The sequence below is a fragment of the Nostoc sp. genome (assembly GCF_036917815.1).
GTDB lineage: Bacteria > Cyanobacteriota > Cyanobacteriia > Cyanobacteriales > Nostocaceae > Nostoc.
Window position 1 is genome coordinate 56,035 of record NZ_JBALEK010000057.1, and the last position, 24,215, is coordinate 80,249.

The window sequence follows — 24,215 nt, forward strand, 5'->3', positions numbered from 1 at the left end:
ATCACTCAACACTCAGACGTTTGATTTGGCAAGGACGAAAAGACTGACGATGTAAGGGCGAAGACCCGTATTGTTGCAAAGCCAGTAAATGCTGCTGGCTACCATAACCCTTGTTAAACTCCAGGTTGTACATAGGGTATTTTAATGCTAAACGCATTACTAGATCGTCACGCCAAACCTTAGCGACAATACTAGCAGAGGCAATAGCGAGCGATCGCTCATCTCCTTTAACTATTGTTTGTTGTGGCAATAGCAAGTCTTTGATTAACTGATTGCCATCAATCAAACAGAGGGCAGGCTGTACCTTTAACTTCAGCACAGCCCGCTTCATTGCTAACAGCGTCGCTTGCAAAATATTTATCTTGTCAATTTCGGCAGTGGAAGCAAACCCAATTTTCCAGTCTATAGCTAGCTCACAAATTTGCTGCGCTAGCTGAGTTCTACGAGAACTAGACAACTTTTTACTGTCTTTAATTTTAGCTGCCATTAGTATTGGCAAAGCGCGATCTGGTAGGATCACTGCTGCCGCTACCACCGGACCAAATAAAGCACCTCGCCCGACTTCATCCACACCTGCAACCAATCCTGGAATCCCTGACAAGGTAGAAAACTCCAGCCAACTAGATTGTTCCAAAGGCGTTGGCGATGTTTCTACCATAAAGCAAATTAATTATCCTCGATCGCAGAGGAACGACGACGACGGCGACGGCTGGCTGTAGCGCTGCTATTAGCTTCAGCTTCACTTTCATCGGCGATCTCGTTGGCGACGGCTTTTGCCGCCAAGCGTCCCGAAGGATTCACAGTCAACTCCGATGCTTCGGTTGTCTCTTCGAGCAAAGATTTTTGTTCTGGTTCAATAACTTTTGGTGTGAGTATTTTGCTTACAGTTATTTCAGGTATTGCTTTTTGAGCAATAGTGGTTATTTCAGGTATTGCTTTTTGGACAATAGGGGTTATTTCAGGTATTGCTTTTTGGACAATAGTTGATTCTGCTGGGGTAGTTGGCAATTGACCAGGCTGAATCACATTAATAATCACAGACTTGGTATTTTTAACCTCTTGCTCTAACTTCACCAAGGGAGATATTCCCATCAAGGCAAACATATCCTGTTCTTGGAGGCTCATTTCTACAGTTCTAATTTCCGGTGGTTCTACCACTGGTTTGATTGGCTCTGCCTTGATAACTTTAGTGCGCTCTGCTCTTTCACTCCAACCTGGTTTACCAAGGGTTGGTGAGGGGATCTCTGGTGCAACTCCTATTTCTGGTTCTACATCAATATCTAAATCTGGCTCATTGACAAAAGTCAGGGGATTGGGAACAATCCGAGTTTCATCTTTCCCATTTAAGCCATTGACACCAATTCGACTGCGGCGAGTGCGGGTACGACGCTTATCATTAAGCTCTTGATAACTAGGATGATTGATCAGATTTAGGTTACTCAATTCCGGGTCGCCATCAAATGCTTCCCCAAATCCATCATAAGTTTCTCGTGGTTCGGGGGTACGGGCAGATGGCTGACGTGGTTCTCGGTGAGGTAGGGATACAAAACGCTCACGGTCTGGTGTCTCTGCTGGTATTGGTAATCGGTTTTCGATTTCTCCAGGCAGACGCACAGTATGTCCTAAACCGCCACAGGTGGGGCAAGTTTCACCAAATAATTCGTAAATATTTTGACCCTGACGTTTGCGGGTCAATTCTACTAAACCTAGTTCGGTGAGTTGGGCAATCTGGGGACGAGCTTTGTCTGCTTTGAGTCCTTTATTAAAGTGTTCGAGAACTTGCAGTTGGTCACGTCGTGATTCCATATCAATAAAATCAACGACAATCACCCCGGCGATGTTCCGCAGACGCAATTGGCGAGCGATTTCGGTTGCAGCTTCGCAGTTTGTCCACAAAACTGTTTCTCTAGCTGTTGCCGATCGCGTGAAGGAACCTGAGTTAACATCGATTACGGTTAATGCCTCTGTCGGCTCGATGATGACGTAACCTCCAGAAGGCAAGTCCACTCTCGGTTTGAGGGCTTCTCTAATGGCGGCAGTGATCCGGAAGTACTCTAAAATTGGAGAGCGATCGCGGTGATGGTCAATCAACAATCCCTGCGGTGTTTGACCGCCACTCCAATTTTGCAAGTACTGTTTTACGCGCTTCAAACCAGTACTAGAATCCACAACAATCCGATTTACATCGGCGCCGTACATATCTCGCAATACGCGCTGGATAAAGTCATCGTCTCGGTTGAGCAGTGCTGGAGCGCGGGTGGAATGGGCTTCCTGCTGAATGGCCTCCCATTGCTTTTGCAGCAATTCCAAATCTTCCATAATCGCTTCTTCGGGTTTGCCTTCGGCTTCTGTACGCACAAGCAAACCCATTCCCGCCGGTTTGACCAAAATCGCCAGTGCCCGCAACCGGTTGCGCTCACTTTCACTTTTAATTCGTCGGGATAAATTTACGCCCCGACCATAGGGCATTAGTACTACGTAGCGTCCAGGTAAGGTGATATTACCCGTGAGCCTGGGGCCTTTTGTCCCCGTTGGCTCTTTCATTACTTGCACCAAAACTTTCTGCTGTGGTGCTAGTAGTTCTGTAATTGCGGCTGCGGTACGCTTGAGCTTCAATGGCCCCAAGTCGGTGACGTGAATAAAACCGTTTCGCTCTGGATCGCCAATATTGACAAAAGCCGCATCTATCCCAGGCAATACGTTTTCTACTACTCCTAAGTAGATATCACCTATTTGATGATGACCCGTAGCAACAACAAGTTCCTGTATTTGATCTTCAGAAAAAACTGCAGCAATTTGGTGCTGCTCCGCAATGATAATTTGTTTTGGCATTCAATTTCCTCAAAAATTGGCAGCACTTACAGGTTTGAGGTTTGTTGTATCAAATCCGGTTAATTACTTATATTTCAAAACTACCCGCGTCTCCGCCTCAGTTTTGATTATCAGTGTTTTATCGGTTTGATATTATACTTTTGCTGCCCTCACAACCCTCAAAAGACGCTACTGGTAATAAAAATCGTAAATCTGAGCTTCTAAGTTAAATAGCTATTGGCGCTCTTAAGAGCATTTCCACTGCTGATTATTCGAGAACGGCTGCATATCGTTTAAGCAATTAAATCAACCGTTAATCAACCGTCCGTGGTTGATTTGTGATGCAATACTCTCAAATCTTGAGAGTTCTGAGTTGAAAGTTCTAAATCCTGAGTGAGAATTTTAACTCAGGACGCTTTATTTGAGAGTAACCTACTGAATTCGTTAAGAAAAAGAAACTATTTCTATTTTCCATTCCCCGGATTTATCTTAGGGTTATACTCAGCAGCGCCAGTAGCCATCCTGCCTTGAGCCGCTCTAGCCTAAGACAAGCCTCGCCTTCCGCGTCTGTGAACTTCTACAAGTTGGCATAACCAACAGTAGTGCTTCAACTCTAAAAAAGTAATGCACTAGCTCTTGGGCACTACGTGGATTAGACGTTCAGCAGTTGTTTAAAAAGCATGGATTTAGAGAAGCTAACCGAGCCTGCTGTTCCTTACTGATTCACAAGGTAGCTATAGAGAGAGTGTGCATTCTTTAATCTGCTTTTTGTTTGTCTAGGATAAAATCCTAGAAGTTGCACTCTAATATCTTTGCTTTCGCCCCCTGAATACCAGGGTAGTGAACCAGCTAATTCAATGCAGCGCCAGAAAATTTCTCTTCACCCTATTCTAACGCAACCTTGCTAAAAATCAATTCCTGTGATCTGCCGTGTTAGGACAACTACTAGCAAGTTGCCCTACAGGGATTATACCTCTAAAATTAGCCGATTGCGGTGAATATGCAGGAGTTGAAATTCTACATTAGCCACTGTCTCTAGCATAAACAGGATTTGTTCGGGACGCAACAGTAAACCGTCCTGGCGATAACTACCTAAATAACGGATCACAGATGAGATAGATTCTGCTCTGCTATTGTGGGTTTCGACTAATTTCAGTTCAAATAAGCGATCACGCAGATTTATTAACTGGCTCTTGCCTGATTTAGTTATTTGCTCGTACCAAAACTCCTCTTTTGCTTTGATTGTATCAATCCAGTCTTGCCATTGTATAGGTGTTGTTTCTGCAAGTGCTGCTACAGTAATCAAATACTCTGCGGACTCTAGCAGTTGGGTAGCGGCACTTGCTTTTAAATCTATTTGCTCCACATTATATATAGGTATGTCTGTGGGCATTTCACGAGCCAACTGTTCTCGGAAAGTATCAACTTCCACCGGCACGGTTAACTCAAAATCTGCAATTTCACCGCTACTAGTAGCCCCTAGAGCCAAAGCAGTTGCTAGAGAAATCCGTGGCATTGGGTGAAATCCACCACTGAAAGTAATTGGCAAGCCTGCTCGCCGCACAACTCGATCGAACAGACGAATTAAATCCAAGTGGCTGATTAAAGCCATATTACCCTGTTTGCCAAACCAAACTCGCAGTCTTTGCGCCTTAGTTTTGTTGGGGATAAACTCGCCAGCGAATTTTGGGATCGCAGGTGATTCAATCACGATGTTATGCCCAAAATCGGTGCCACAAACGCCGCAATGAGAACAACCTTCAAAAGAACAGTCGGGTACAATTGCGGCTTCTAGAGCGCGTAGCAAGTCTTCTTGGAGCCACTTTTTGTCAATCCCGGTATCAATATGATCCCAAGGTAGGGGAATATCGAGGGAGTGGGGAGTGGGGAAGGTAGGGTCCCCTCTGGGGATAAGGGGTAATGGGGAGTTAGGAGTTAGGAGTTGGGTATTTTCTCCATTTTCTCTGCTCTTGGGCGTTTCTGCGTGAAACAAATTCCATTCGCCATTTTCTACTTGGCGGTATTTCCAATCTAAACCGGCTTGGGCGATCGCAGATCCCCAAGCACTAAAAGCCTGATCTAAATTGTCATACCAGGAATCCATACCTGCACCTAATTCCCAGGCGCGGCGGACTACTTTGCCCAAATTGCGATCGCCTCGTCCCACGAAATCTTCCATTGCCGAAATCCGGACATCGGTAAAATTTACCTTCACTCCCTTTATTCGGCGGAATTCTTGCCGCAACAGGTTTTGTTTACGCTTAAATTCAGCCGTAGAAACTGAGTGCCACTGGAATGGTGTATGGGGCTTGGGCGTAAAGTTAGAAATTGTCAGGTTAAAGTTTAGGGGTTTTCGGCCTTTACCCCGACATTCTCGCTGTAGCCAGCTTACTGTTTCCGCAATGCCCAAAACATCAACATCCGTCTCACCCGGCAAGCCAATCATAAAATACAACTTTATTTTATCCCAGCCTTGCTCCCAAGCCGTTTTTACTCCCCGCAACAATTCTTCATTCGTCAAACCCTTATTCACAATGTCTCGCATTCGCTGACTACCAGCTTCTGGAGCAAAAGTCAATCCACCTTGGCGCGTACCTCCCAGGATGTTGGCAATATTCTCATCAAATCTGTCTACCCGTTGGCTTGGTAGAGTCAGAGAAATATTTTCATTTTTTAAGCGATTTTTGATTTCCATCCCCACTGCTGGTAGGGATAAATAATCAGAACAACTCAGAGATAGTAGGGAAAACTCATTGTAACCAGTTGCCCGCATCCCCTGTTCAATTGCTTCTACAACCTGATCGGGTTCTACATCCCGTGCTGGTCGAGTCAGCATTCCTGGTTGACAGAAGCGACAGCCACGAGTGCAACCACGCCGAATCTCAATGGTTAAACGGTCATGCACCGTTTCTACGTAAGGAACTAACCCAATGGAATATGCTGGTATGGGAGTTGCAACCCTTCGCAGAATTCGTTTTGGGATGTCTGGGCGACGAGGATGAACTGAGCCATCCTCTGCCATGTTGTAAAACTGGGGAACATATACGCCTGGTATCTGTGCCAAATCCAGTAACAGATGTTCCCGACTCAATCCTGCTTGTTTGCCTTCTTCCAATACTAAACCAATTTCTGGCAGCAGTTCTTCTCCATCTCCAAGGGCGAAAAAGTCGAAGAAGTCGGCATAAGGCTCAGGATTCGATGTCGCTGTTTGCCCACCAGCGAAAATCAACGGATAAGATAACTGGGTATCGCTAAATTCTCCCCTGCTCCCCTGCCTCTCTCTCCACGTCAAGGGAATTCCAGCCAAATCCAACATTTCAAGGATATTAGTTGCACCCAGTTCGTAACTGAGGCTAAAGCCTAAAATGTCGAATTCTGTGAGCGATCGCTTTGACTCTACCGCAAACAACGGCGTATTAGTTTCGCGTAGTTTGGCTGCCAAGTCTTGTGCTGGGAGGTAGGCGCGATCGCACAATTGACGCGGTTGGGCATTCAAGATGTTATAAAGGATGATGTGCCCCAAATTAGATGCACCGACTTCATACACTTCTGGGTAGGTTAAAACCCAATGTATTGCTGTCGTATCCCAAGGTTTGTGGACTGCTAACAGCTCGTTACCCAGGTAACGGGCTGGTTTTGAAATATCTGACGTTATTAATCTTTCAACTGCAACAACCACTGTGCTATCTTCTAGCTACCTTAATTACAGCTACTCAACCCCAACCTTAGCATTGAATTAGCTCTTATAACAGAGTTTATCGTTGTAACTTACAACTCCTTTACATAAAGTCCACTTCTTGCCCGAACCTTTGTGCTTTTACATAAAGTTATGTTACGGCCAACTCGGCTTCGCCGTCTAATATTTCAAATACCCGATCGAGTTGCGTCAGTTCAAAAATAATTCTAATTGACGGAGCGATCGCGCAAAGCCGAAAACTCCGTCCTAAAGTAAGAGCCAGCTTGTGTGTAGATAACAATGCCATCAACCCCGCGCTGTCTAAGGATTCTACCAATGCTAAGTCTACTACCAAGATGGAAATACCATTTTGTGCCAACGCTGTGGTCATATCTCGTTCAAATTCCAAGGCATTTGCAGCATTCAAACACCCTTGGGGGCGAATAACTGCAATCTTGGGATAGTTAAGCACTGCTTGCATAGTTACATCCTATCGAGAATTGTGAGAGCGTCAAGCTAAGGATTATTTGAACATAAACTCTATTTTGTCGCATCGTCCTTATGTCTTAGCTCTCTTTGCTGAATCTTTATTGCTTTAGTATCTCTGTTTAAAGATTGTTATAATTCCAGGCTAAAATGTGTTTATGTATACTTTTTTTTTATCCCAGTTCAAAAACAATCAACTATAGACAGCCATAGAATAGACAAATTCATCAGTAACTATGCTGAGAAAACTTGCTTAGTCTATAACTCAACCTAATTTAGCCAAGTCTTAATGGTGGATGAAATCTCAAGCCTTACCGTTGCTGATGTCTTGTGGCAAAGTTATTGCACATCATCTAACTAACTAATTAGGTTGTGATATATGTCACTAGTAAGTTAGTATTTCGATCACTCTTTATACCTAGACTGATCGGGGATGATTATTATCATATACAGTTGGGTTATTACTTATGAGAACTCAGTACGCTATTCGTAAATTGGTAGAAAAAGCTCTTGACATTAAAAAACTAACTCCTGAGATAGAAAATGAAATCAACTCAGAACTGACGGAACGGGGTTACATTTCTGATGTTGATTACGAAGCCCTAGAATTATTAATGGCAGAGATGGATGCTGGCCGAATCCAGTTGGTTCCCAGCCTGGGATTTTAAAATAATTCGTAATTCGTAATTCGTAATAAAGATGCTGGTATTCGCTACGGTTGATAAGGGGATGGGGAATGAGAAATTGGGAGTGGGGAGATGAGGGAGCAGGGGGAGAATGATAAATGCCCAATGCCCAATCCCTATTGATATGCTTGCCAAAGTTGGTGAATAAACTGGTTGAGTTGCTGCTTGGCTGCTGAGTCAGGTTCAGTTTTTGGTTCTTTTGCTAAAACCTGGCTCAAGAAGGTAATTACTTCTGTGTCTAAAGCTGGGCGAAATAAATTGGCAGGCCAAAGCAAATCAGATGCATCTCGCAAATCGGTAATTAGGGGCGATTCTTCAATAAAAGTAACCATTAATAAAGGACGCACCCAGCACAACTGACGGGAAACTACAAATTGAATGACTTCTGCATAGAGATTACTGTCACCATGCTCTAAAGACACAATTTGTCCCGGTTGAAGAAAATCTAGGCTGATGTCCATCATTATGCACTTTGGGCAGGGGCAAGGATTATTTTGCAACTTCCTTAATCTTAAAAGTGAAAATGCGCTACGTTTAAGGAAAGCTTCTGTAAGATTATGGTAGCACTGTGACGGCAGCCATGTCTCAGACATCTGCCTCACAAGTCGCTACCAAAACTAATACGAGCAATCCCTAGCAGTAAAGGGTTTTCCTAGCATAGTATCTGAGCAGAAATACTATAGAATAGGTGAACGACTGTTGAGCGATCGCTAAACAGAGACTTTGTTGTAGTGAATTAACGAGAAAAGAGCAAAGAGCCGTGTCAGTTGAAACTATTCAAAAGCCTTCCACAACCCGCAAGCTCGCGCCTCGGTATCGCGTTTTGCTCCATAACGACGACTACAACTCGATGGAGCATGTTGTGCAGTCACTAATAGCCACTGTACCAAGCCTTACCCAACCCCAAGCCGTGAGTATCATGATGGAAGCCCATACTAACGGGCTAGCTTTAGTCATTACTTGCGCTCTGGAACACGCTGAGTTTTATTGCGAAACATTGATAAGTCATGGTTTAAGTAGCACGATTGAACCTGATGAATAGTCATTAGTCATTAGTCATTAGTCATTAGTCATTAGTCACTTGTACTGAGCGTAGTCGTTGGCGCAGCCTCTCGTAGAGAAGTATTGGTCATTAGTTGAAATATAGAGTATTGGCTGGTGACTTACTAGTATGAAAGAAAACCTTATCCGTTTAGCTGAACGCCCTGCCCCTATTAGGCTGGGTGCTTTTATTTTGATTTTATTGTTGCTATGGTTGCCCTTAGCTACACCAATATACTTACTAGTGCATGATTCAAACTTAGAAAGTATATTGACATTGGTGTTATTATATGCGGTATTTATTGTTCTCCTGAGACTATGGGGTAAATATGTCTACCAGCAGCCTCAAATTCTGCGACATTATGGCTTAGAATTCACCCGGCAAAACGGTGTAGATTTACTGCGTGGCTTGGCTATAGGGATAATTAATATTCTGATACTTTTTGGGGTAGAAAGTTTGTTGGGTTGGTTGGTGTGGCAACAACCGAAAGTTTTTTTGGTGAAAGTTGTTTTAGAGGGTTTACTTGTTGGCTTAGGTGTTGGATTTGCTGAGGAATTATTATTCCGAGGCTGGTTGCTAGATGAATTACAACGAGATTACAGTCTGCGTGTGGCACTGTGGACAGATGCAACTGCCTTTGCTACATTGCACTTTATTAAACCTTTGGAGGCAATTATTCATACACTGCCGCAATTTCCAGCTTTAGTACTGCTGGGGTTAACGCAAGTATGGGGAAAGCGTTGGCGGAGGGGACGCTTGGGTTTTCCAATTGGTTTGCATGGTGGTTTAGTTTGGGGCTACTACATTATTAATGTTGGGGAATTAGTGAAATATTCGGGTCTTGTTCCTGATTGGGTAACTGGTGTGAATAATAATCCCCTGCAAGGTGTGATGGGGGTGTTGTTAATGAGTGTACTAGCTTTGTGGATACGAGGGCGAACTGAGCGATCGCTTGTCTGATAATATAAGCACTGGCTTACATACACACTTACCATTTGTGGAACCAACAGAAGAGCAATACTTGGTAGTAAATGCTCTAGAAGCTCTAAATTTACTTGTTTGGAGATTATATGATGAAGACACAGGGTATTGGCATATTCAAACTCCTAGCACTGTTTTACCCTTGGCAACGATATTACAAAACGGCGAAGTAGTGACCTTCGGATGGGAATAAAACGATGACGCAATCTAGTACCATTAAACAGCAGCAAGCGCAAAGAATATTAGAACTATTTGCGATCGCACGTCAGCGATATTTAGATGCAGAGGGAAATCCTCGACGCACCCCAACGGGACTTAAGGGAGATGATTATATGACAGATGAGGAAAGGCAAGAAGCGTTGGTATTAGGAAGGCAAATTTTCCCACAAGAATATATTGATAATACAGCACGCAGCATCAAACCCGTGGAAAGCTAGCCCATTCTTCACTACGGGCTACATCAATTTCCTCTGTAGAAGGTGCGTTTCCTAAATCAGCACATAGCCCCCACAAGGATTGGCGGGGTGGGGTTCTTGGGGTTTAGTAAGTAATCAAGCGGACATGATATTAAAGTGCTTATCCAAACCGGATTAAAATGTATTTGACATTCAAACAAATATAGCTGTGATGTTTTTCATAAAAATTGCCAAGGAGAAAAAACAATGATACAGCCAGTCATTTTAGAAAAATTAGAAGAACTCCCTGAGTCTCTTCAGATAGAAGTGCTTCATTACATTGAGTTTTTGATAGAGAAGCACGCTAAAAACTCTACCGAAGAAAAGCAGACAAACAAGCGTCGCGTTGCTGGAACGATGAAAGGAATGTTTGTTCTGCCATTGCCTAATGACTTTGATGAGCCGCTTCAAGATATGAAAGAATATATGAAATGAATAGATTACTATTGGATACTCATGCTTTTATCAATAGCTAAGAGTACTGCAAAACGGCGAAGTAGTGACCTTCGGATGGGAATAAAAACGATCGCCATAATTCACTTTGCGCGATCGCACCTACGCCACATTTTTAACTGAGATAATTCCTTCACCACACCACTGAATCAGTAGCCATCTGTCAGAATCTTTATCCAGTGCTGGCTTGAGACGGAAATTAAAAACCTCTTGCCATACCTCTACACCATACTGGGATACAAAATCTGCCTCCAGTTCTTTGAACTGTTCCCATTGTCGATTGGCGATCGCGGTCAACATGGGAATGATGGCGGTGATTGAGACTTGGGCGGCAACGGGTGTCATTCTGGATAGTCCTCAAAAATACAAATAATCGGCATAGGTGGTTTTTTGGTGTTGATGATTTTAACCAACCGTTTACCCTTGCTTCTGGCAAGCGCAAAACAGGCTAACTCTGTTTCTGCTGCCGACCAATCCCTTGGATCTGTTACCGGGTCAAACTCTTCTTCATCTGAGTTGTTTGATTGGCTGTCATCGGTCATGCTTTGATTCCTTAATCGGGACTGCGACTAGGTACGGTTAGGCTCACAACTTTTCACGCAAGCGTCTCAATCACTGTCCCCACCAAACACGCTTTATTCAAATTAACGCCGCTCAAATTTGCACCTTCTAACTCCGCACAGAGTAAATTTGCCCCTGTCAAATTCGCCCCTGCCAAATTTGCCCCCCGCAAGTCAGCTTCTTCCAAGTTGGCTTCACTCAACAAAGCCCCTTGCAAATCGGCGCGACTCAAATCTGCACCTTTGAGATTTGCCCCAGTCAGGTTTGCACCGCGCAAGTCAGCACCGCGCAAGTCAACCCCTTGCAAGTTCACATTCATTAAATTGGCACCACTCAAGAAAGCACCCACCAATGACACATCGCTGAGTCTGGCTCCCATCAAGTTAGCGCCACGCAAGTTGCTACCCCGCAAGTCAGCACCTGTTAAATCTGCTTGCATCAGGTTTGCTCCCATCAAGTTCGCCCGCAAGTCAGTTTGTTGGAGGTTGGCTCCCATCAAATTTGCCCCCTCCAAATGCCCACCTTCGAGCTTAGAACCAGTAAAATTAGTGCCGACAAGGGTAGCGCCAGCAAGATTAATCCGGCTTAAATCCAGTCGAGAGAGTTCCTCGTCTTCTAAATTTGCCCCTGGAAGTTGTTTGAGTTTTCCTAATCTAATGGCTTCAATATTCATGTAAAGTAACTACCAATCTCCTCACTGATCTTGCTGTGGCTATCCCATTGGGAATCAAGTATCCAGATGCCGGCGCTGAATTTGGGTGTCATCAAAGGTAAGTCGAGTCCCTGTTGTAAACCCATAACTAATAAAGCTAGGGTATCTACAAGTTTAGGGTCAAAGCGGGTAGATTGTTGCTGTTTGCACTCATCTAAAGCTTGAGTAAATATCTGTTCCCGGCTTTGATTTGACAATTTTCGCTGATTTAACCGCCACTGAAAGTCTGCTAATAATGCCAAAATTCTCGACTCTAGGGGAATTTCATCTCCAGCTAAACCTGCTGGTTCCCCTGAACCATTCCACCACTCGGTTTGGTGAGTAATAATTTGGGCAACTGCTCGGAGTCGTGGCATGGTTCGCAATACTTGTGCCCCTGGTATTAAGGGACAACTTAAGCGAGAACTGGGGGCATCTTCTTGGTAGCGTGTGGATATACCGCCAGTGAGGACGCTTTCGGCATTTTGTAATGGATCTATGCGATGTAACAAAGCCGCTAGCCGCAATCTCTTAATCTGCCATGCGGGAAGATCCAAAAGCTGGGCGATCGCTTCAGCAAGCACTACTACTTCCGCAGCTGCCATTGGATTGTTCACATCTGCCATATCCATCAGTTGCGCCATTCGCAAAAAGGCTTGGATTTCGTTAGAAACCAAGTTGCGATCCAGCGTTTGTTGCTGAAGTGCTGTGGGGATGGATAAATTATCTTGCCCAGTTTGGAGGTAATCTACTACACGGGAGACAACTGCACCTAAATTTTGGGATCTGTCCATTGACGGTACAATTTGCTGTTTATTGCCTGTGAGTTTTTTCGCCAGTTCTGGGTTGTATTTTCTGATGTGAGCGATCGCTATTTCTGCTGTATCTTGCACTAACTCCGGCTCAAATGTCCACAAGCCATAGAATTTACGCTCTAAGTCTGATGTCGGCACTCCCGCACTGCCATAATCTGCCTCTGATAATTCTTGACAAATTACCATTGCTGTGTATTTAGGCGACAAAATAATTAAGTGCCACTCCTGCGCCACTGGGTCAACTGGAGGTAATGCCACTAAGTCTACATTGGGTAGCTGGCTGGTGGGATGTTCAGCAAAACCGGATTCAGAGGCAGCCATGATCGCAATTTGGCGGCTGTGCTGGGCGATGTCTGCATATCGTTCAGCTTCTTGTAGATACCATTTCCCCTGTTGGAAGGCTGTGATCACTAGGGGTGTACCGTCATCGGTTAAGATATGGTCTTCTAGAGCGTGGCACAGGGCAACTAGGGTATTTTTGTAGTAAACACCGAATCTAATTGGCCTGGTTGTGTGGCGATGGGCTGTTTCTAGCTTTTGTAGGATTGAACCTTCTAACATGGGTTTGGGATTTTATGAAAACGAACCACAGAGGCGCAGAGGACACAGAGGAAGAGAGGGGGAGAAATTCAGAATTTGTATTTTCTAGGAGACACCTGCTAACTGTTTTTCTTTTGTCTCTAATGGTGCTGTCAGTGCTGCTTCTAAGTCGGCACAACCCAGCTTTTGTTCTAAGATTTTCATGACTTCGCGCCCGAAGTCGTTGGGGTTTTGTTGCCAAGCTTGCAAGCAGACTTCTCCAAAGAATGAACCAAGGGGTTCAGGATTCCAGAGAAGTTTTTTGGCTGTCCACGGCATCAAACTCATTGGATCATACCCTGGTTTGAGGATGCCTTCTTTGAAAGCATATTCTTCTAAGTGGGTATGGGGTTGTAGTCCAATAAAGAAGATGGCGGGTTCAACTTTATCAGCCCCAAAAATCCGTTCTAGTTCGCGGTGATAAGCGATGGTTTGGCGGATGGTTTCGGGACGTTCGTCAATGACGTTAAAGGAGTAGTTGACGGAAACCAAGTCGTTAAAACCAGCTGCTTTTAAGTCACGGCAGTTTTGCAAGACGTTTCGCAGGTTATACCCCATCCGCATTTTCCGCACGAGTTCTTGAGAACCACTGGTAATCCCGATTTCAAAGTAGTTCATCCCGGTTTTCGCCATCAAGTCACACAATTCGGGTGTCAAATTGTCGGCTCTGATATATGCTGCCCAGTGGATATCTGTCATCCCAGAATCGACGATTTTTTGCAATAGTTCTACAGCATCGGCGATAAATTTTTTCGCTGGGATGAATTGGGCATCGGTAAACCAGAAATTGCGAATGCCGCGATCGTATAATTGGCGCATCTCCGCAACTACTTCATCTGCTGGGTTAATGCGTACTTGTTTACCTTCGACGACGGTATAGACGCAATAACAACAGTTGTGAGGACAACCACGCTTAGTTTGTACACCTATATAAAAGTCTTGTTCTTGCAGGTAATAGTTAAATTCCGGCCAGATGCTTTCGATATAGTCGTAGTTGCAAGCAGTTTTTTCTATTGGGGTAGGTTGTTCGTGAATTAGCCGTTGACGTGGTTGAGCTTCTCCGGCAACGTAACAGCGTTCATCTCGAAAATCTCTGCCACTTAAAAGTTTTTCTAGCAGGGTTTCGCCTTCACCCACAGAAATAATTGCCCCTTGGGGTAAGCTTTTACCCAATTGTTCGTAAAATACGCTGACTGCACCACCACCGACAACTACACGAGCATCAGAATTATATTTTTGGGCCCGCTTTAAACCGCGTTTGATTAAACCCTGGTTTTGCCACAACTCTAGATAGTAAGCGATGAAGATTCGCAAACCGCCCAATCCCCCGCGTAGTTTCAACAGAGGATTCTTGGCGTAGTAAAATTCAAAGGCGTTTTGCAGTGGGTTGCCACCACGTCCACCAACCGGGGCGTAAATTTGAATATCCCGCCAAGAAAATACTAGTAGTGTCGGTTTAAATTCATCAATACAGCTATCCAGAGCCGAATTATAGTCTAAAGGTGGCACTGTTCCCAAATCAAAGATGCGCTGTTCAATATTAGGAAACTGCTTATGGACATGATCGCTCAGGTAGACAACCCCAATCGGAAAAATGGGGTTACAAGGAAGGCGAACGTAAAGAATTCGATTTTCCGTCATCTGTGTTTTAACTTCCATCTTGCCAATCTTTAGGAGAAAGCGAGAGAAACATCCAGTTTGAAAGTGTGTGCTTGTTTGGTTTTATTTATTACAATCTTGCTTGACATTTCAAGGAATTGTTGGTATGCATGAATCTGCCGTTAGCAACTGCGGGAAATGCTAAAATCGCTGTGCATAAAATATACATGGAATCTATAAGAGGCTTTATGAAGAAGTTTTTCATATAGCTTTACCATAACATCGAGTTTATTCATTAAGCGATGATCCCAGACGATTAATTCTGGGATAGGTGAAACAGCAAAACTCACTTCTTGGCTAGGCGAAAAGCAAGGGGATCATGGTTATGTCAATATTATCTAGCTTAAGAGAATTAAAACTTTTATACCAGAAAAAAATATCAAAAACTTTTATTGATAGTGTATAATTCCGGAGAAGGTGTAAATAATTACAAAATTTTCACAACTAAAAATATATCTTTAGACAAAAATAATCTAAAATAACTCAGTTGGTATTCGCAGTTACAGCAGTTGGGGATCAGTGGGTGTTAGGCTGGGCTAGTGTAATGTAAAATTGTGGCGTAAAGCTCCTCAGCAGTTATGGCTCAAATATTAGATCCTCTACCACCTGAGCAATCGGGAAAAATTCTCTGCTGCTACATTAATGCCACGAGCAAAATACAGGTAGCTCGCATCTGCAATATTCCCAACTGGTACTTTGAAAGGGTTGTTTTCCCTGGACAACGTTTAGTTTTTGAAGCTCCGAGGAAAGGTCAAGTGGAGATTCATACAGGGATGATGGCAAGTGCAATTTTATCCGATAAGATTCCGTGCGATCGCCTGATGCTCGAAGAACCCAGTACTTATGAGTTTGATACAGACTCATCAGATGGAAAAGAGGCTATTAATACCAAACTAATGGTGCAGCAAATTAATACAAAAATCGGAGATCCTACAAAACCCTTGCAAATCCTTGGTTTTGCATCGGTTGATTAAAAAAAAATTTTACTAAACAAAAAGGGTTGCTAATTCAGCAGCCCTTTTTGTTGATTATTTATTGGGCATTGGGCACTTGTACTGAGCGTACCCCTCCGGGGATATTGCTACGCGTAGCGTCTCCAAGAGTTGCCGTTGGCGCAGCCTAAGAAGAGAAGTATTGGGCACTTGTACTGAGCGTTCGCGTAGCGTCTCCAAGAGTTGCCGTTGGCGCAGCCTAAGAAGAGAAGTATTGGGCAAGAGGAGGTAGGAGACAGAAATAAATTCTTTAATGCAGGAATTTTGAATTGATTTCTCCCCCGTCTCATCTACAATCATTCTTATGAATCTGCCTTCATTTATTTGGTTGTGGAAAATAGCCGCCTGGTCGATGGGATTGTCCCTGCTGGCATATCTGATGTTAGCAGTCACCGGCGTTTGGATGTTTCGAGCGAGAACTTCGCAGCAATTCCCTTTTATTACCCCATTTATCGGCGGAAATAAAGGGGTGCGATCGCTCCACTATACAATGGGCATCAGCATGGTAAGTTTGGTGCTACTGCTGCTAGTTATTGGCATTGTTGGCACTTTTGGCCACTTTGGTTCTTTAGGACACTCGTCACACTTAGCTGCTGGCTTGATAGTGGTAGTATTAGTTTTGCTGTCTGCTTTCAGTGCTACGCAAATCAGTGTCAGACGACCTTGGGCTAGACCTTTACACATCGGCGTAAATATTATTTTGTTTATCGGATTCGCCTGGGTATCCCTTACTGGTTGGATTGTAGTGCAAAAGTATTTACCGTGAACTACCACACACCAACCATCTGGGACATAGACCTACCCTACAATGAAGAAAAACATTGTAATCGAGCCGTGACAGCAAACTCAGCCAATATCTCAGCATCTATTTTTCGCCTGTCTCCTTTGATTAGGATAACACTGCTGAGTCTATACATAGCACTCACAGTTCCATTGCCCTTTTTATCACAGGTAACAGCTGCACCCGTACCCCCAGGATTACTATGGGTAGGAATTACCGCAGGCTTAGTTGCCTTGTATGCAGTATTAACTGAACAAGTAATGGTAAATGACCAGGGAATTCAGGTTACTTACCCCGCCTGGGTGCCGAGCTTTTTTCGTAAAGGCTGGCTATTACCTTGGTCAGATGTGAAAGAGTTAAAACCCCGCACCACTGGTCAAGGAGGGCTAGTTTATTATTTCCTTAGCCAGGATGGAAAAGCTTATTTGCTACCGATGCGTGTAGCTGGATTTGCCCGTTTAGTGCAAATTGTCCAAGCAAAAACGGGCATTGATACCACAGATGTTCGCCCTTTAGCACAGCCGTGGATGTACCTGATTTTACTAGGATTGACTCTGCTGCTACTATTGGTCGATGGTTGGGCGATCGCTACAGCCTTAACTACTGCACAATTAACTTAAAATTGGGTATGGAGCATTGGTTATTTCTTCCCCATCTTCCCACTCCCCCTTGAATACAGCAAAAGCCATACTCAGGCTAGAGCAAATTAATCTGTTTACGAAGCTGAAAACCCAACTTGCCGGCAATCAGCAAGGATATCCCATATTGCAGGATATCTCCTTAGAGGTATTCCACAGCGATGGCTCCGCCAACGCCTGCGGCGAACGCATTGCCATTGTCGGCCCAGTAGGCGCTGGAAAAACTTCGTTATTACGCCTCCTTAACCGCCTAATTGAACCCACCAGTGGTAAAATCTATCTAGAAAATCAAGAATATCGCCAAGTTCCTGTCATCCAGCTACGCCAGATCGTGACACTTGTATTGCAAGAGTCAAAGCTGTTGGGGATGACAGTTGGGCAAGCCTTGGCTTATCCTTTAGTTTTGCGTGGTTTGCCCAAACAGACAATTCAGCAACGAGTCAATCATTGGACAGAACAACTGCACATTCCCAATGAATGGTTGGGGCGAACAGAGGTACAACTTTCTGCGGGACAACGACAACTAGTAGCGATCGCTCGTGCCTTAATCATCCAGCCTAAAATATTATTATTAGACGAGCCAACCTCTGCACTAGATACTGGTACATCTGCTCATCTAATGCAAGTCTTAACCCAGTTGAATCAAACTCATCAAACCACGATTCTGATGGTAAATCACCAACTGGAACTAGCCCAGATGTTTTGCACTCGGTTATTGCATCTACAAAAAGGTCATTTATTCGCAAATCAAAGATTCTCAGAGATAAACTGGATTGAATTACGAGAAAGCCTAATTCAAGCAGAAGCTCAAGACGATTTTGGATGAATCAGGAAATAGGAATCAGGAGTTGTTTTCTTACTTCCTCACCCCAATGCCCAATACTTCTCTTCTTAGGCTGCGCCAACGACAACTCTTGGAGACGCTACGCGTAGCAAGATCCCCGGAGGGGTACGCTCAGTACAAGTGCCCCATGCCCCATTTACACTTGACTACTAGTAAGTGTTGAGCGTTGATTATTAAATCTCTCTCTAGCTAACTTTGTTGTTTGTGACTGTGAAATATTGGTATTCAAAATTTCCATGTTAAAACGGTATCCTACATTGCGGATAGTTTGAATTAAATTCGGTTGCCGGGGATCAAGTTCAACCTTTTTCCGCAGCGATAAAACGTGAGTATCAATGGTACGAGGGTTATCAATAGCGTCAGGCCAAGCACGACGCAGCAATTCAGACCTACTCAGAGGCACTCCCCCAGCTTGTGCTAAAACGTACAGCAAACTGAATTCCTGAGGCGTTAAGTCGATGAACTCCCCTTGGAAGCGGACACGACGCTGAACTAAATCGATTTGCAAAGTGCCATAATCCAAATAAGCTGGTGCAGTAGGTGTGCGCTTCCGGCGAATCAGTGCCTCTACCCGTGCCAAAAACTCTTGCATCCCAAAAGGTTTGCTAAGGTAATCATCGGCACCCGCCTTTAAACCTGCGACGATATCAGCTTCACTATTACGGGCAGATAGCATTAAGATTAGAGGCTGTTGTTGACGATGTAACCAACGACAAAACTCAATGCCATCACCATCAGGCAAGTCTGCATCTAAAATGACCAGTGTTGGTTGATGGCTTAAAAATACTTCCCTTGCTTGATAAATGCTGGCAGCTTGATGCACACGGTATTCCAGTTGTTGCAAGTGCCAACCCAACAACGACCTCAGATGGGGATTCCCCTCAATGATTTCTATACAAACCGAACCCACGGTGGCAAGACCCCTTAGCGTCTGATGACTTTCAAAGTAACAAGCCCATCTCTAAGGTTTTGTAGCCTTTGTTACTTCAATTGCGATGAGCTTTACATTTCCTCATAAAAAGAGCGGTAATATCTTTAATTTATGCCTTCCGATAGGCGATTAGAAATATTATTAAATTTTTATTAAATTTATCGAGAGTGTTGTTAGACTTATCAAAAGTTCTTTTAGCTTAACATTCTGCTTTTACATGGCTGTCATCTGGTAAACATCTATAACCCAACCAACTAACCGTTACTACAACAGCTTTTCAACCTGATAGTTAAAGTGGATTTTTCGCAAAAATTTAATGCCCATATTCAGGAATATAACACCAATGCAATTGGGCTGTTGACCATGAAAATCAGAAAAATAACTTAGCAGCTAACTAAAATCGATGTTTTCTGGAATAGGATTAAAGTAGCTTGTAACTGCTATGAGGGTACTACCCAAAGTAGATGTGTTGACTTTGAGTTGATGCCAAAGTGAAATTACACTTCACTTTTGAGCGTGAATCATTTACAATTCTCATTCCAAAGAGATTAATACAGCAGTTATGCTCCAAGACACACAAACCATCCGCTATTACCAAAGACTCACCGACGCCTTCGTCGAGTTATGGAATCGCGGTTATCGCACGGATGATATGCGGATGTATTTGGATGGGTATTTAGCCGCACTGCGACATAGCAACGTTATTGAACCTTTTCTGATTCATCGCCTAGAAGAGGAAGCCAGCCGCTACTTGTACGATGGATCAAACTTTGCAGTGCCGCAACCACAGCCACAACCCGATTACTACTAAGTACCATTTACCTGGTGATTGAGAGTAAACGCTAATTACCGCAGATAATTATAGCATATTATCTGTATTGGTCAACGCTTTGCCGTGGTGTGACATTTTGGAGATATTGTATTGATTAAACCCATCCCCTCAGCCCTATATTGGTCTTACCATTGCCAATACGACTGAGGGGATTGTTGACTAGCTATGAAATCAAGCCCAACATAATTGACAGAAATCTATGAAAAAACCCTTGAAAGGGGAGACACTATTTATTTTCCCTTTCAAGGACATTGAGTAGCATTTAGGCAAAAGAAAATATTGTAGGGGCAATTCATGAATTGCCCCTACCTGAAATCAGGGTTTCGGCTATTATTTGCGTAAGTCCTGATTAAAAACGGCACATTGCCTTGATTGCGAAGCGAAAATTTAGCACCATACCCTCTAGTTTGCGGAAATAGAGATTACGAAGCTAGTGCTACTTCTACCTTTTCCTGTAATTCACCTTTTTGGTACAGTTCAATTAAGATGTCAGAACCGCCAAGGAATTCACCATTGATATACACTTGGGGAATTGTCGGCCAGTTAGAGTATTCTTTAATTCCCTGACGGATTTCCGAGTCGGATAGAACATCAACCGTCTCAAAGGGAACTCCCAAGGTATTGAGAATCTGCACAACGTTGTTGGAGAAACCACATTGGGGCATTAACTTGTTTCCCTTCATGAAAACTAAAATCTTGTTCTGTTGTAGCAAGTTATCAATTTTGTCTTTGAGTTCTGGTGTCATGGTATTTGTGTTTCCTATGTTGCATTAATAGAGTTAGGAGTTAAAAAAAATTCATAACTCCTAACTCATAACTTTACGAAGCTGCTGTTGGTTGCCAAGCTTCGGGAGTGTATGTTTTCACCGCCAAGGCGTGAATCGCTTCAGTTGACATAGCTTGACCCAACGCACCATAAACTAACTGGTGCTGTTGTACTAGTCCTTTACCTGCAAAGTGCGATGAAACTACTGTCACCTGATAGTGGTCACCGCCACCAGTCAAGTCTTGCACCTGAACCTGGGCGTCTGGCAGTCCCGCCTTGATCATTGCCTCAATCTGCTGCGGACTAATCATCGCAATTCCTGAAAAAACTTACTTTTCTATTATTAACAGATATAGAGCAAATGCCTGTGCCAACTTCAGGTTTTGGCAAGGCTGTAGATCAATGCGCCTCTGAGGTGGATTTTGAGAACGCTCAGGTTTTGGCTACGGCGGATAGCTCTATCCTAGCACTGGGGCGTTCCCAAGGGACTGGTTAGGGAGATGGGGAAAACAGTCAACGAAGATTTAATTTATTTATTTTTTTGGGGATGAAGAGGATGAACTACCACCTTCTCTGGGATAGGGAGAATCAACAAAACCCAATTCAAACAACTGTTTATAGGCTTTTTTGCCTAAATCTCGCGTCGGGTTTTGACTCTTAATTATTTGAATCAACAATGGTACAGCTAATTCTGGCTGATTTTGTGCCCGATGTACCAATGCTAGCTGAAAGGTGGCTTCATCTCGCTTTTGGGCTGTTAATAGAGCTTTTTGACGCTGAGAATCAGAAACTCTATTGTCAATTCCCGAAAAGCTAGCGTTTAATTCTTGATAAAAATTAGATAGCTGATTATAAACCTGACGTGCTTCTTGCAGTTTTTTAGCAGCTAAGGGGTAGTTTTGAGCAGAAACGGCTTGGTCTGCCTCTTTCACTAAGCGATCGCCGCCATCAATGCTCAAAATGCTGTTACTTTCAGTTATGGGGCGGAGATTATTCGGATCGTTGGGGTCAATCGGTTGTGGTTGGCTGGTAGTGCCTGGTGACTGTGATACCTGAGCATTCACAGGTGATAGCAGGCTGAGGACTGCTATGACTGATAATAAGGTACGGTGCATCAAGGTAACAGCGGCAGCAGTGTTCATGGGTCAATTAGTGCGACAACTAGATAAAAAAGTCATGGAAACTTCGGGTATCTTAACTCTGTTTTGGTCTTGGACAAAGCAAAGTTACATCAAAAGTATCTCTGGTTTAGACTAAAAATCGGTTTACTAGAGTTCCCATTAACCCTGTATAGTAACCAACTTAAATCGCCCTGATGAGATATACCCACGGTAGACTGCTTCACCATCTGTTTGATTACCGACTTTGCTCCCCAATAATTATCTCAGGTTAACTGGGATCTTTGGTAGAAGAATTTTTTGAAAGCACTGCTTGAACTATTTGCGTAGGCGTAGCCCAACCTAGGCATCGCACCAAACAAGTTAAAAATGGTGATGTACCGAGTCCAAACTTCCCAAAATTGGGTTTTTACCAGTCATGTTTATGACGTTAAGAATTAGTGATTTCTGCAAATGCACGATTAGTAACTTTTGTTTCTTGATGGCTTAATTGATGCAGTGCCTTTGCTAAATCAGCTGTGATACTCTTGGCATTTTGTTTGATACAGCCACTCATGTAATCCGCTACTCTAATTGGGGAACCAATGTCAATACTCACATCTGTACCCCAGTTTGGATCAGGTTGGCTGTAATTAATGCCTATGGGTATAATTTTCACTCCCAGCCCGGAATGACTAGATTCAGCACTCAAAGCCAGACGAGCAATTCCCGGCTTCAATGGGTGAACTTGGCCATCACGAAAAATGTTCCCTTCTGGAAAGATCACCAGGGTTTTTTCCTGCTGAAGTAGCTCAACTCCATGACGCAGTGTGCGGATTGACGGATGCTTAGAATTTACAGGAAACCCCCCCAAACGTCGGACAAACCAGCCTTGCAAACCTCGGCATTCATCAATAGTCACCATAAACCGCAGGTCTTGTTTTCTCAGACAATCGGCGGTAGCGTAGGGTACAAGCAAGGCATCCCAACGCGCCCGATGGGTAGGTGCAAGAATCACAGGCCCAGTTGTGGGGATATTTTTTTGTCCGGTTATTCTAATTTGCCCAAAGAATAATGGTAATAGGCAGTGACGCCCTAATAAATATGCCAGAGGACTTAACCAAGGCGAGACTCTTGAGGTAGTATGGTCTACCTGGGAATTTGCTGCTGTGTGCTGGCAGGTATCAGATGAAGAGTAAAATTCCATGATGACGGATGCAGCTGATTTACGCGTAAAATTTAACGAAAAGCCTAATTAGTTACACCGTAGATTCTCTTGGGTGACTTGTGTCGTACTAGATGGACAGTTTTACCTCTGTCTGTTAGTTTACCCTACGCCGCCTAGTGGCAAACCAAGCCTGTAATTGTTGACGACAAGCCGACTCTAGAATACCTCCGATTACTTGGAGGCGGTGATTAGAAGCAGCGCTATCGGGTATGTTAATAACTGTACGAATTGCGCCAGTTTTGGTATCGTCTACTCCATATACAAGTAGTCCTAGACGCGCTTGTACAATAGCGCCTGCACACATCGGGCAAGGTTCGAGAGTTACGTAGAGGGTGCATTCATTAAGATGCCAATTTTGTAAAGTTGTTGCAGCCGTCTTGAGAGCGAGAATTTCCGCATGAGCGGTAGGGTCTTTGTCGCGCTCTTTTCTGTTTTCTCCTTGTGCCAGCAATTTACCTGTTGAATCAATGATAACAGCACCTACAGGGACTTCACCTGCATCACCTGCTGTTTGTGCTAATTCTAGGGCACAACTCATCCATTGTTGATGTATAAGATATTCTCTATATTTAGTTAGCATATTCTGATCAATAATGTGCAACTTAATATTCTGACCTCACTTCCATTCCCCCAATACTGTTCGGTTAAGGCAAGAGACGCGATGAATCGCCGTCTCTACAATAATCTTTCGTCTTGACGGCGATTCATCGCGTCTAAATAGCGACTTGGGCTAAAAGGGGATCGAGTTGACTTTGTGCGTCTAGCTGATAGAGGTCATCGCAGCCGCCAATGTGCTGGTTATTGATAAATATTTGTGGTACAGTCCGACATCCGTTAGCGCGTTCTGACATTTTAGCTCTGGCTGCTTCGTCGCCGTCGATTTTGTACTCAGTAAAATTTACACCTTTCCACCACAGCAGCATTTTGGCACGAATACAGTAAGGACAAGTTTGCCATGTGTAAAGTTCGACGTTGGCTTTGACTCGCTCTGGATGGCGATTTAAGAGGGGATTAAGAAAGTCCAGCATATTTTATTAAGCAAGCTTTTAACTATGTCTCTAGCCTAGATCATTGCTGGCATTGCTTACCGCATCGGTGCTGGAAGCAACTTTTGGGAACTCTCTAAATAATTCCAGTCAGATAAATATCCAGTCTAGATACTTCATTTACTTTTGAACACGCTTTATACTGAACTAGTATAAGTAGAAAAT

29 protein-coding genes are annotated in these 24,215 nt (G+C 43.7%); 12 read left to right on the top strand and 17 right to left on the bottom strand.

Annotation, left to right across the window (positions count from 1 at the left end; all coding sequences use genetic code 11):
• Position 1: 1 nt before the first annotated feature.
• The 4 genes from V7K97_RS17060 to V7K97_RS17075 form a co-directional block, all read right to left on the bottom strand.
• Complete coding sequence (locus tag V7K97_RS17060; protein WP_334802208.1) at positions 2-658, bottom strand: ribonuclease HII; 657 nt, start codon at positions 656-658, stop codon at positions 2-4.
• Between the two features lie 8 nt (positions 659-666).
• Positions 667-2,832 (bottom strand): Rne/Rng family ribonuclease, encoded by a 2,166-nt coding sequence (locus V7K97_RS17065; protein ID WP_334802209.1) that lies wholly within the window; start codon positions 2,830-2,832, stop codon positions 667-669.
• Between the two features lie 946 nt (positions 2,833-3,778).
• Positions 3,779-6,490 (bottom strand): TIGR03960 family B12-binding radical SAM protein, encoded by a 2,712-nt coding sequence (locus V7K97_RS17070; RefSeq protein ID WP_334802210.1) that lies wholly within the window; start codon positions 6,488-6,490, stop codon positions 3,779-3,781.
• Between the two features lie 148 nt (positions 6,491-6,638).
• Positions 6,639-6,968, bottom strand: coding sequence for an STAS domain-containing protein (locus V7K97_RS17075; RefSeq protein ID WP_334802211.1), 330 nt, complete (start codon positions 6,966-6,968; stop codon positions 6,639-6,641).
• Positions 6,969-7,440: 472 nt separating this feature from the next.
• Between V7K97_RS17075 and V7K97_RS17080 the strand changes: the two genes are divergently transcribed.
• Positions 7,441-7,641: a hypothetical protein gene (locus tag V7K97_RS17080; RefSeq protein WP_334802212.1), complete on the top strand. Its 201-nt coding sequence runs from the start codon at positions 7,441-7,443 to the stop codon at positions 7,639-7,641.
• A 134-nt stretch (positions 7,642-7,775) separates the two neighbouring features.
• Here the strand turns inward: V7K97_RS17080 and V7K97_RS17085 are convergent, their stop codons facing one another.
• Positions 7,776-8,120 (bottom strand): hypothetical protein, encoded by a 345-nt coding sequence (locus V7K97_RS17085; RefSeq protein ID WP_334802251.1) that lies wholly within the window; start codon positions 8,118-8,120, stop codon positions 7,776-7,778.
• A gap of 299 nt (positions 8,121-8,419) precedes the next feature.
• Here V7K97_RS17085 and clpS point away from each other — a divergent pair, with 299 nt between their 5' ends.
• The 5 genes from clpS (at position 8,420) to vapB (ending at position 10,572) form a co-directional block, all read left to right on the top strand.
• Entirely contained in the window at positions 8,420-8,701 is a 282-nt protein-coding gene (gene clpS, locus V7K97_RS17090; protein WP_012410249.1) for an ATP-dependent Clp protease adapter ClpS, read from the top strand.
• A 129-nt stretch (positions 8,702-8,830) separates the two neighbouring features.
• Positions 8,831-9,661 carry a CPBP family intramembrane glutamic endopeptidase gene (locus V7K97_RS17095; RefSeq protein ID WP_334802213.1) on the top strand — a complete coding sequence of 277 codons (831 nt, stop codon included), beginning with the start codon at positions 8,831-8,833 and terminating at the stop codon, positions 9,659-9,661.
• The gene (locus tag V7K97_RS17100; RefSeq protein ID WP_334802214.1) at positions 9,654-9,875 is read left to right on the top strand and encodes a hypothetical protein; all 222 of its coding nucleotides are present in this window, start codon (positions 9,654-9,656) and stop codon (positions 9,873-9,875) included. Before V7K97_RS17095 ends, V7K97_RS17100 begins: the two co-directional genes overlap by 8 nt.
• Positions 9,876-9,879: 4 nt before the next feature.
• Complete coding sequence (locus V7K97_RS17105) at positions 9,880-10,119, top strand: hypothetical protein (RefSeq protein WP_334802215.1); 240 nt, start codon at positions 9,880-9,882, stop codon at positions 10,117-10,119.
• Between the two features lie 225 nt (positions 10,120-10,344).
• Positions 10,345-10,572, top strand: coding sequence for a type II toxin-antitoxin system VapB family antitoxin (gene vapB, locus V7K97_RS17110; RefSeq protein WP_334802216.1), 228 nt, complete (start codon positions 10,345-10,347; stop codon positions 10,570-10,572).
• A 120-nt stretch (positions 10,573-10,692) separates the two neighbouring features.
• Here the strand turns inward: vapB and V7K97_RS17115 are convergent, their stop codons facing one another.
• From V7K97_RS17115 to V7K97_RS17135, 5 genes are all read right to left on the bottom strand, one after another.
• The gene (locus V7K97_RS17115) at positions 10,693-10,935 is read right to left on the bottom strand and encodes a hypothetical protein (RefSeq protein ID WP_334802217.1); all 243 of its coding nucleotides are present in this window, start codon (positions 10,933-10,935) and stop codon (positions 10,693-10,695) included.
• Positions 10,932-11,132 carry a hypothetical protein gene (locus V7K97_RS17120; RefSeq protein WP_334699277.1) on the bottom strand — a complete coding sequence of 67 codons (201 nt, stop codon included), beginning with the start codon at positions 11,130-11,132 and terminating at the stop codon, positions 10,932-10,934. Before V7K97_RS17120 ends, V7K97_RS17115 begins: the two co-directional genes overlap by 4 nt.
• A 53-nt stretch (positions 11,133-11,185) precedes the next feature.
• Positions 11,186-11,824, bottom strand: coding sequence for a pentapeptide repeat-containing protein (locus tag V7K97_RS17125; protein ID WP_334802218.1), 639 nt, complete (start codon positions 11,822-11,824; stop codon positions 11,186-11,188).
• Positions 11,821-13,218 carry a DICT sensory domain-containing protein gene (locus V7K97_RS17130; protein WP_334802219.1) on the bottom strand — a complete coding sequence of 466 codons (1,398 nt, stop codon included), beginning with the start codon at positions 13,216-13,218 and terminating at the stop codon, positions 11,821-11,823. The genes V7K97_RS17125 and V7K97_RS17130 overlap by 4 nt, the downstream gene beginning before the upstream one ends.
• An 84-nt stretch (positions 13,219-13,302) precedes the next feature.
• Positions 13,303-14,895 (bottom strand): photosystem II high light acclimation radical SAM protein, encoded by a 1,593-nt coding sequence (locus tag V7K97_RS17135; protein ID WP_334802220.1) that lies wholly within the window; start codon positions 14,893-14,895, stop codon positions 13,303-13,305.
• A 578-nt stretch (positions 14,896-15,473) separates the two neighbouring features.
• On the opposite strand from V7K97_RS17135, the gene V7K97_RS17140 reads away from it, so the two are divergent.
• From V7K97_RS17140 to V7K97_RS17155, 4 genes are all read left to right on the top strand, one after another.
• On the top strand, positions 15,474-15,869 hold the full coding sequence (locus V7K97_RS17140) for a DUF1830 domain-containing protein (RefSeq protein WP_334802221.1): 396 nt from the start codon (positions 15,474-15,476) through the stop codon (positions 15,867-15,869).
• A 322-nt stretch (positions 15,870-16,191) separates the two neighbouring features.
• Complete coding sequence (locus tag V7K97_RS17145) at positions 16,192-16,653, top strand: DUF4079 domain-containing protein (RefSeq protein WP_334802222.1); 462 nt, start codon at positions 16,192-16,194, stop codon at positions 16,651-16,653.
• 68 nt (positions 16,654-16,721) lie between these two features.
• The gene (locus V7K97_RS17150; RefSeq protein WP_334802252.1) at positions 16,722-17,288 is read left to right on the top strand and encodes a hypothetical protein; all 567 of its coding nucleotides are present in this window, start codon (positions 16,722-16,724) and stop codon (positions 17,286-17,288) included.
• Positions 17,289-17,304: 16 nt separating this feature from the next.
• Positions 17,305-18,132: an ABC transporter ATP-binding protein gene (locus V7K97_RS17155; RefSeq protein ID WP_334802223.1), complete on the top strand. Its 828-nt coding sequence runs from the start codon at positions 17,305-17,307 to the stop codon at positions 18,130-18,132.
• A 154-nt stretch (positions 18,133-18,286) separates the two neighbouring features.
• Here V7K97_RS17155 and V7K97_RS17160 read toward each other — a convergent pair whose 3' ends face one another.
• Positions 18,287-19,060, bottom strand: a complete 774-nt coding sequence (locus V7K97_RS17160; RefSeq protein ID WP_334802224.1) for a response regulator transcription factor — start codon at positions 19,058-19,060, stop codon at positions 18,287-18,289.
• Positions 19,061-19,643: 583 nt separating this feature from the next.
• Between V7K97_RS17160 and V7K97_RS17165 the strand changes: the two genes are divergently transcribed.
• Positions 19,644-19,892 carry a DUF6761 family protein gene (locus V7K97_RS17165; protein WP_104907495.1) on the top strand — a complete coding sequence of 83 codons (249 nt, stop codon included), beginning with the start codon at positions 19,644-19,646 and terminating at the stop codon, positions 19,890-19,892.
• A gap of 443 nt (positions 19,893-20,335) precedes the next feature.
• On the opposite strand, the gene grxD is transcribed toward V7K97_RS17165, so the two are convergent.
• Complete coding sequence (grxD, locus tag V7K97_RS17170; protein ID WP_273763784.1) at positions 20,336-20,659, bottom strand: Grx4 family monothiol glutaredoxin; 324 nt, start codon at positions 20,657-20,659, stop codon at positions 20,336-20,338.
• 73 nt (positions 20,660-20,732) lie between these two features.
• A complete protein-coding gene (locus tag V7K97_RS17175; RefSeq protein ID WP_334802225.1) occupies positions 20,733-20,990 on the bottom strand; it encodes a BolA family protein in 258 nt (85 codons plus the stop codon).
• Between the two features lie 50 nt (positions 20,991-21,040).
• Between V7K97_RS17175 and V7K97_RS17180 the strand changes: the two genes are divergently transcribed.
• Positions 21,041-21,175 (top strand): hypothetical protein, encoded by a 135-nt coding sequence (locus V7K97_RS17180; protein ID WP_334802226.1) that lies wholly within the window; start codon positions 21,041-21,043, stop codon positions 21,173-21,175.
• A 37-nt stretch (positions 21,176-21,212) separates the two neighbouring features.
• Here the strand turns inward: V7K97_RS17180 and V7K97_RS17185 are convergent, their stop codons facing one another.
• The 4 genes from V7K97_RS17185 to grxC all read right to left on the bottom strand — a co-directional run bounded on the left by V7K97_RS17185 (position 21,213) and on the right by grxC (position 24,032).
• Positions 21,213-21,821 (bottom strand): hypothetical protein, encoded by a 609-nt coding sequence (locus V7K97_RS17185; RefSeq protein WP_334802227.1) that lies wholly within the window; start codon positions 21,819-21,821, stop codon positions 21,213-21,215.
• A 406-nt stretch (positions 21,822-22,227) separates the two neighbouring features.
• On the bottom strand, positions 22,228-22,983 hold the full coding sequence (locus V7K97_RS17190) for a lysophospholipid acyltransferase family protein (RefSeq protein WP_334802228.1): 756 nt from the start codon (positions 22,981-22,983) through the stop codon (positions 22,228-22,230).
• A gap of 115 nt (positions 22,984-23,098) precedes the next feature.
• Positions 23,099-23,584, bottom strand: coding sequence for a tRNA adenosine(34) deaminase TadA (gene tadA, locus V7K97_RS17195; RefSeq protein ID WP_334802229.1), 486 nt, complete (start codon positions 23,582-23,584; stop codon positions 23,099-23,101).
• A gap of 133 nt (positions 23,585-23,717) precedes the next feature.
• Positions 23,718-24,032, bottom strand: coding sequence for a glutaredoxin 3 (gene grxC, locus V7K97_RS17200; protein ID WP_334802230.1), 315 nt, complete (start codon positions 24,030-24,032; stop codon positions 23,718-23,720).
• Positions 24,033-24,215: the final 183 nt, after the last annotated feature.

Bases quoted from the DNA above. Each gene is read 5' to 3' on its own strand.
- V7K97_RS17120 (WP_334699277.1), bottom strand. From the start codon at position 11,132: ATGACCGATGACAGCCAATCAAACAACTCAGATGAAGAAGAGTTTGAC.
- V7K97_RS17130 (WP_334802219.1), bottom strand. From the start codon at position 13,218: ATGTTAGAAGGTTCAATCCTACAAAAGCTAGAAACAGCCCATCGCCAC.
- V7K97_RS17065 (WP_334802209.1), bottom strand. From the start codon at position 2,832: ATGCCAAAACAAATTATCATTGCGGAGCAGCACCAAATTGCTGCAGTT.
- grxD (WP_273763784.1), bottom strand. From the start codon at position 20,659: ATGACACCAGAACTCAAAGACAAAATTGATAACTTGCTACAACAGAAC.
- V7K97_RS17140 (WP_334802221.1), top strand. From the start codon at position 15,474: ATGGCTCAAATATTAGATCCTCTACCACCTGAGCAATCGGGAAAAATT.
- V7K97_RS17115 (WP_334802217.1), bottom strand. From the start codon at position 10,935: ATGACACCCGTTGCCGCCCAAGTCTCAATCACCGCCATCATTCCCATG.
- V7K97_RS17180 (WP_334802226.1), top strand. From the start codon at position 21,041: ATGCCTGTGCCAACTTCAGGTTTTGGCAAGGCTGTAGATCAATGCGCC.
- V7K97_RS17135 (WP_334802220.1), bottom strand. From the start codon at position 14,895: ATGGAAGTTAAAACACAGATGACGGAAAATCGAATTCTTTACGTTCGC.
- V7K97_RS17105 (WP_334802215.1), top strand. From the start codon at position 9,880: ATGACGCAATCTAGTACCATTAAACAGCAGCAAGCGCAAAGAATATTA.
- tadA (WP_334802229.1), bottom strand. From the start codon at position 23,584: ATGCTAACTAAATATAGAGAATATCTTATACATCAACAATGGATGAGT.
- V7K97_RS17075 (WP_334802211.1), bottom strand. From the start codon at position 6,968: ATGCAAGCAGTGCTTAACTATCCCAAGATTGCAGTTATTCGCCCCCAA.
- V7K97_RS17165 (WP_104907495.1), top strand. From the start codon at position 19,644: ATGCTCCAAGACACACAAACCATCCGCTATTACCAAAGACTCACCGAC.
- V7K97_RS17095 (WP_334802213.1), top strand. From the start codon at position 8,831: ATGAAAGAAAACCTTATCCGTTTAGCTGAACGCCCTGCCCCTATTAGG.
- V7K97_RS17145 (WP_334802222.1), top strand. From the start codon at position 16,192: ATGAATCTGCCTTCATTTATTTGGTTGTGGAAAATAGCCGCCTGGTCG.
- V7K97_RS17175 (WP_334802225.1), bottom strand. From the start codon at position 20,990: ATGATTAGTCCGCAGCAGATTGAGGCAATGATCAAGGCGGGACTGCCA.
- vapB (WP_334802216.1), top strand. From the start codon at position 10,345: ATGATACAGCCAGTCATTTTAGAAAAATTAGAAGAACTCCCTGAGTCT.
- V7K97_RS17125 (WP_334802218.1), bottom strand. From the start codon at position 11,824: ATGAATATTGAAGCCATTAGATTAGGAAAACTCAAACAACTTCCAGGG.
- V7K97_RS17060 (WP_334802208.1), bottom strand. From the start codon at position 658: ATGGTAGAAACATCGCCAACGCCTTTGGAACAATCTAGTTGGCTGGAG.
- V7K97_RS17185 (WP_334802227.1), bottom strand. From the start codon at position 21,821: ATGAACACTGCTGCCGCTGTTACCTTGATGCACCGTACCTTATTATCA.
- grxC (WP_334802230.1), bottom strand. From the start codon at position 24,032: ATGCTGGACTTTCTTAATCCCCTCTTAAATCGCCATCCAGAGCGAGTC.
- V7K97_RS17085 (WP_334802251.1), bottom strand. From the start codon at position 8,120: ATGGACATCAGCCTAGATTTTCTTCAACCGGGACAAATTGTGTCTTTA.
- V7K97_RS17190 (WP_334802228.1), bottom strand. From the start codon at position 22,983: ATGGAATTTTACTCTTCATCTGATACCTGCCAGCACACAGCAGCAAAT.
- V7K97_RS17080 (WP_334802212.1), top strand. From the start codon at position 7,441: ATGAGAACTCAGTACGCTATTCGTAAATTGGTAGAAAAAGCTCTTGAC.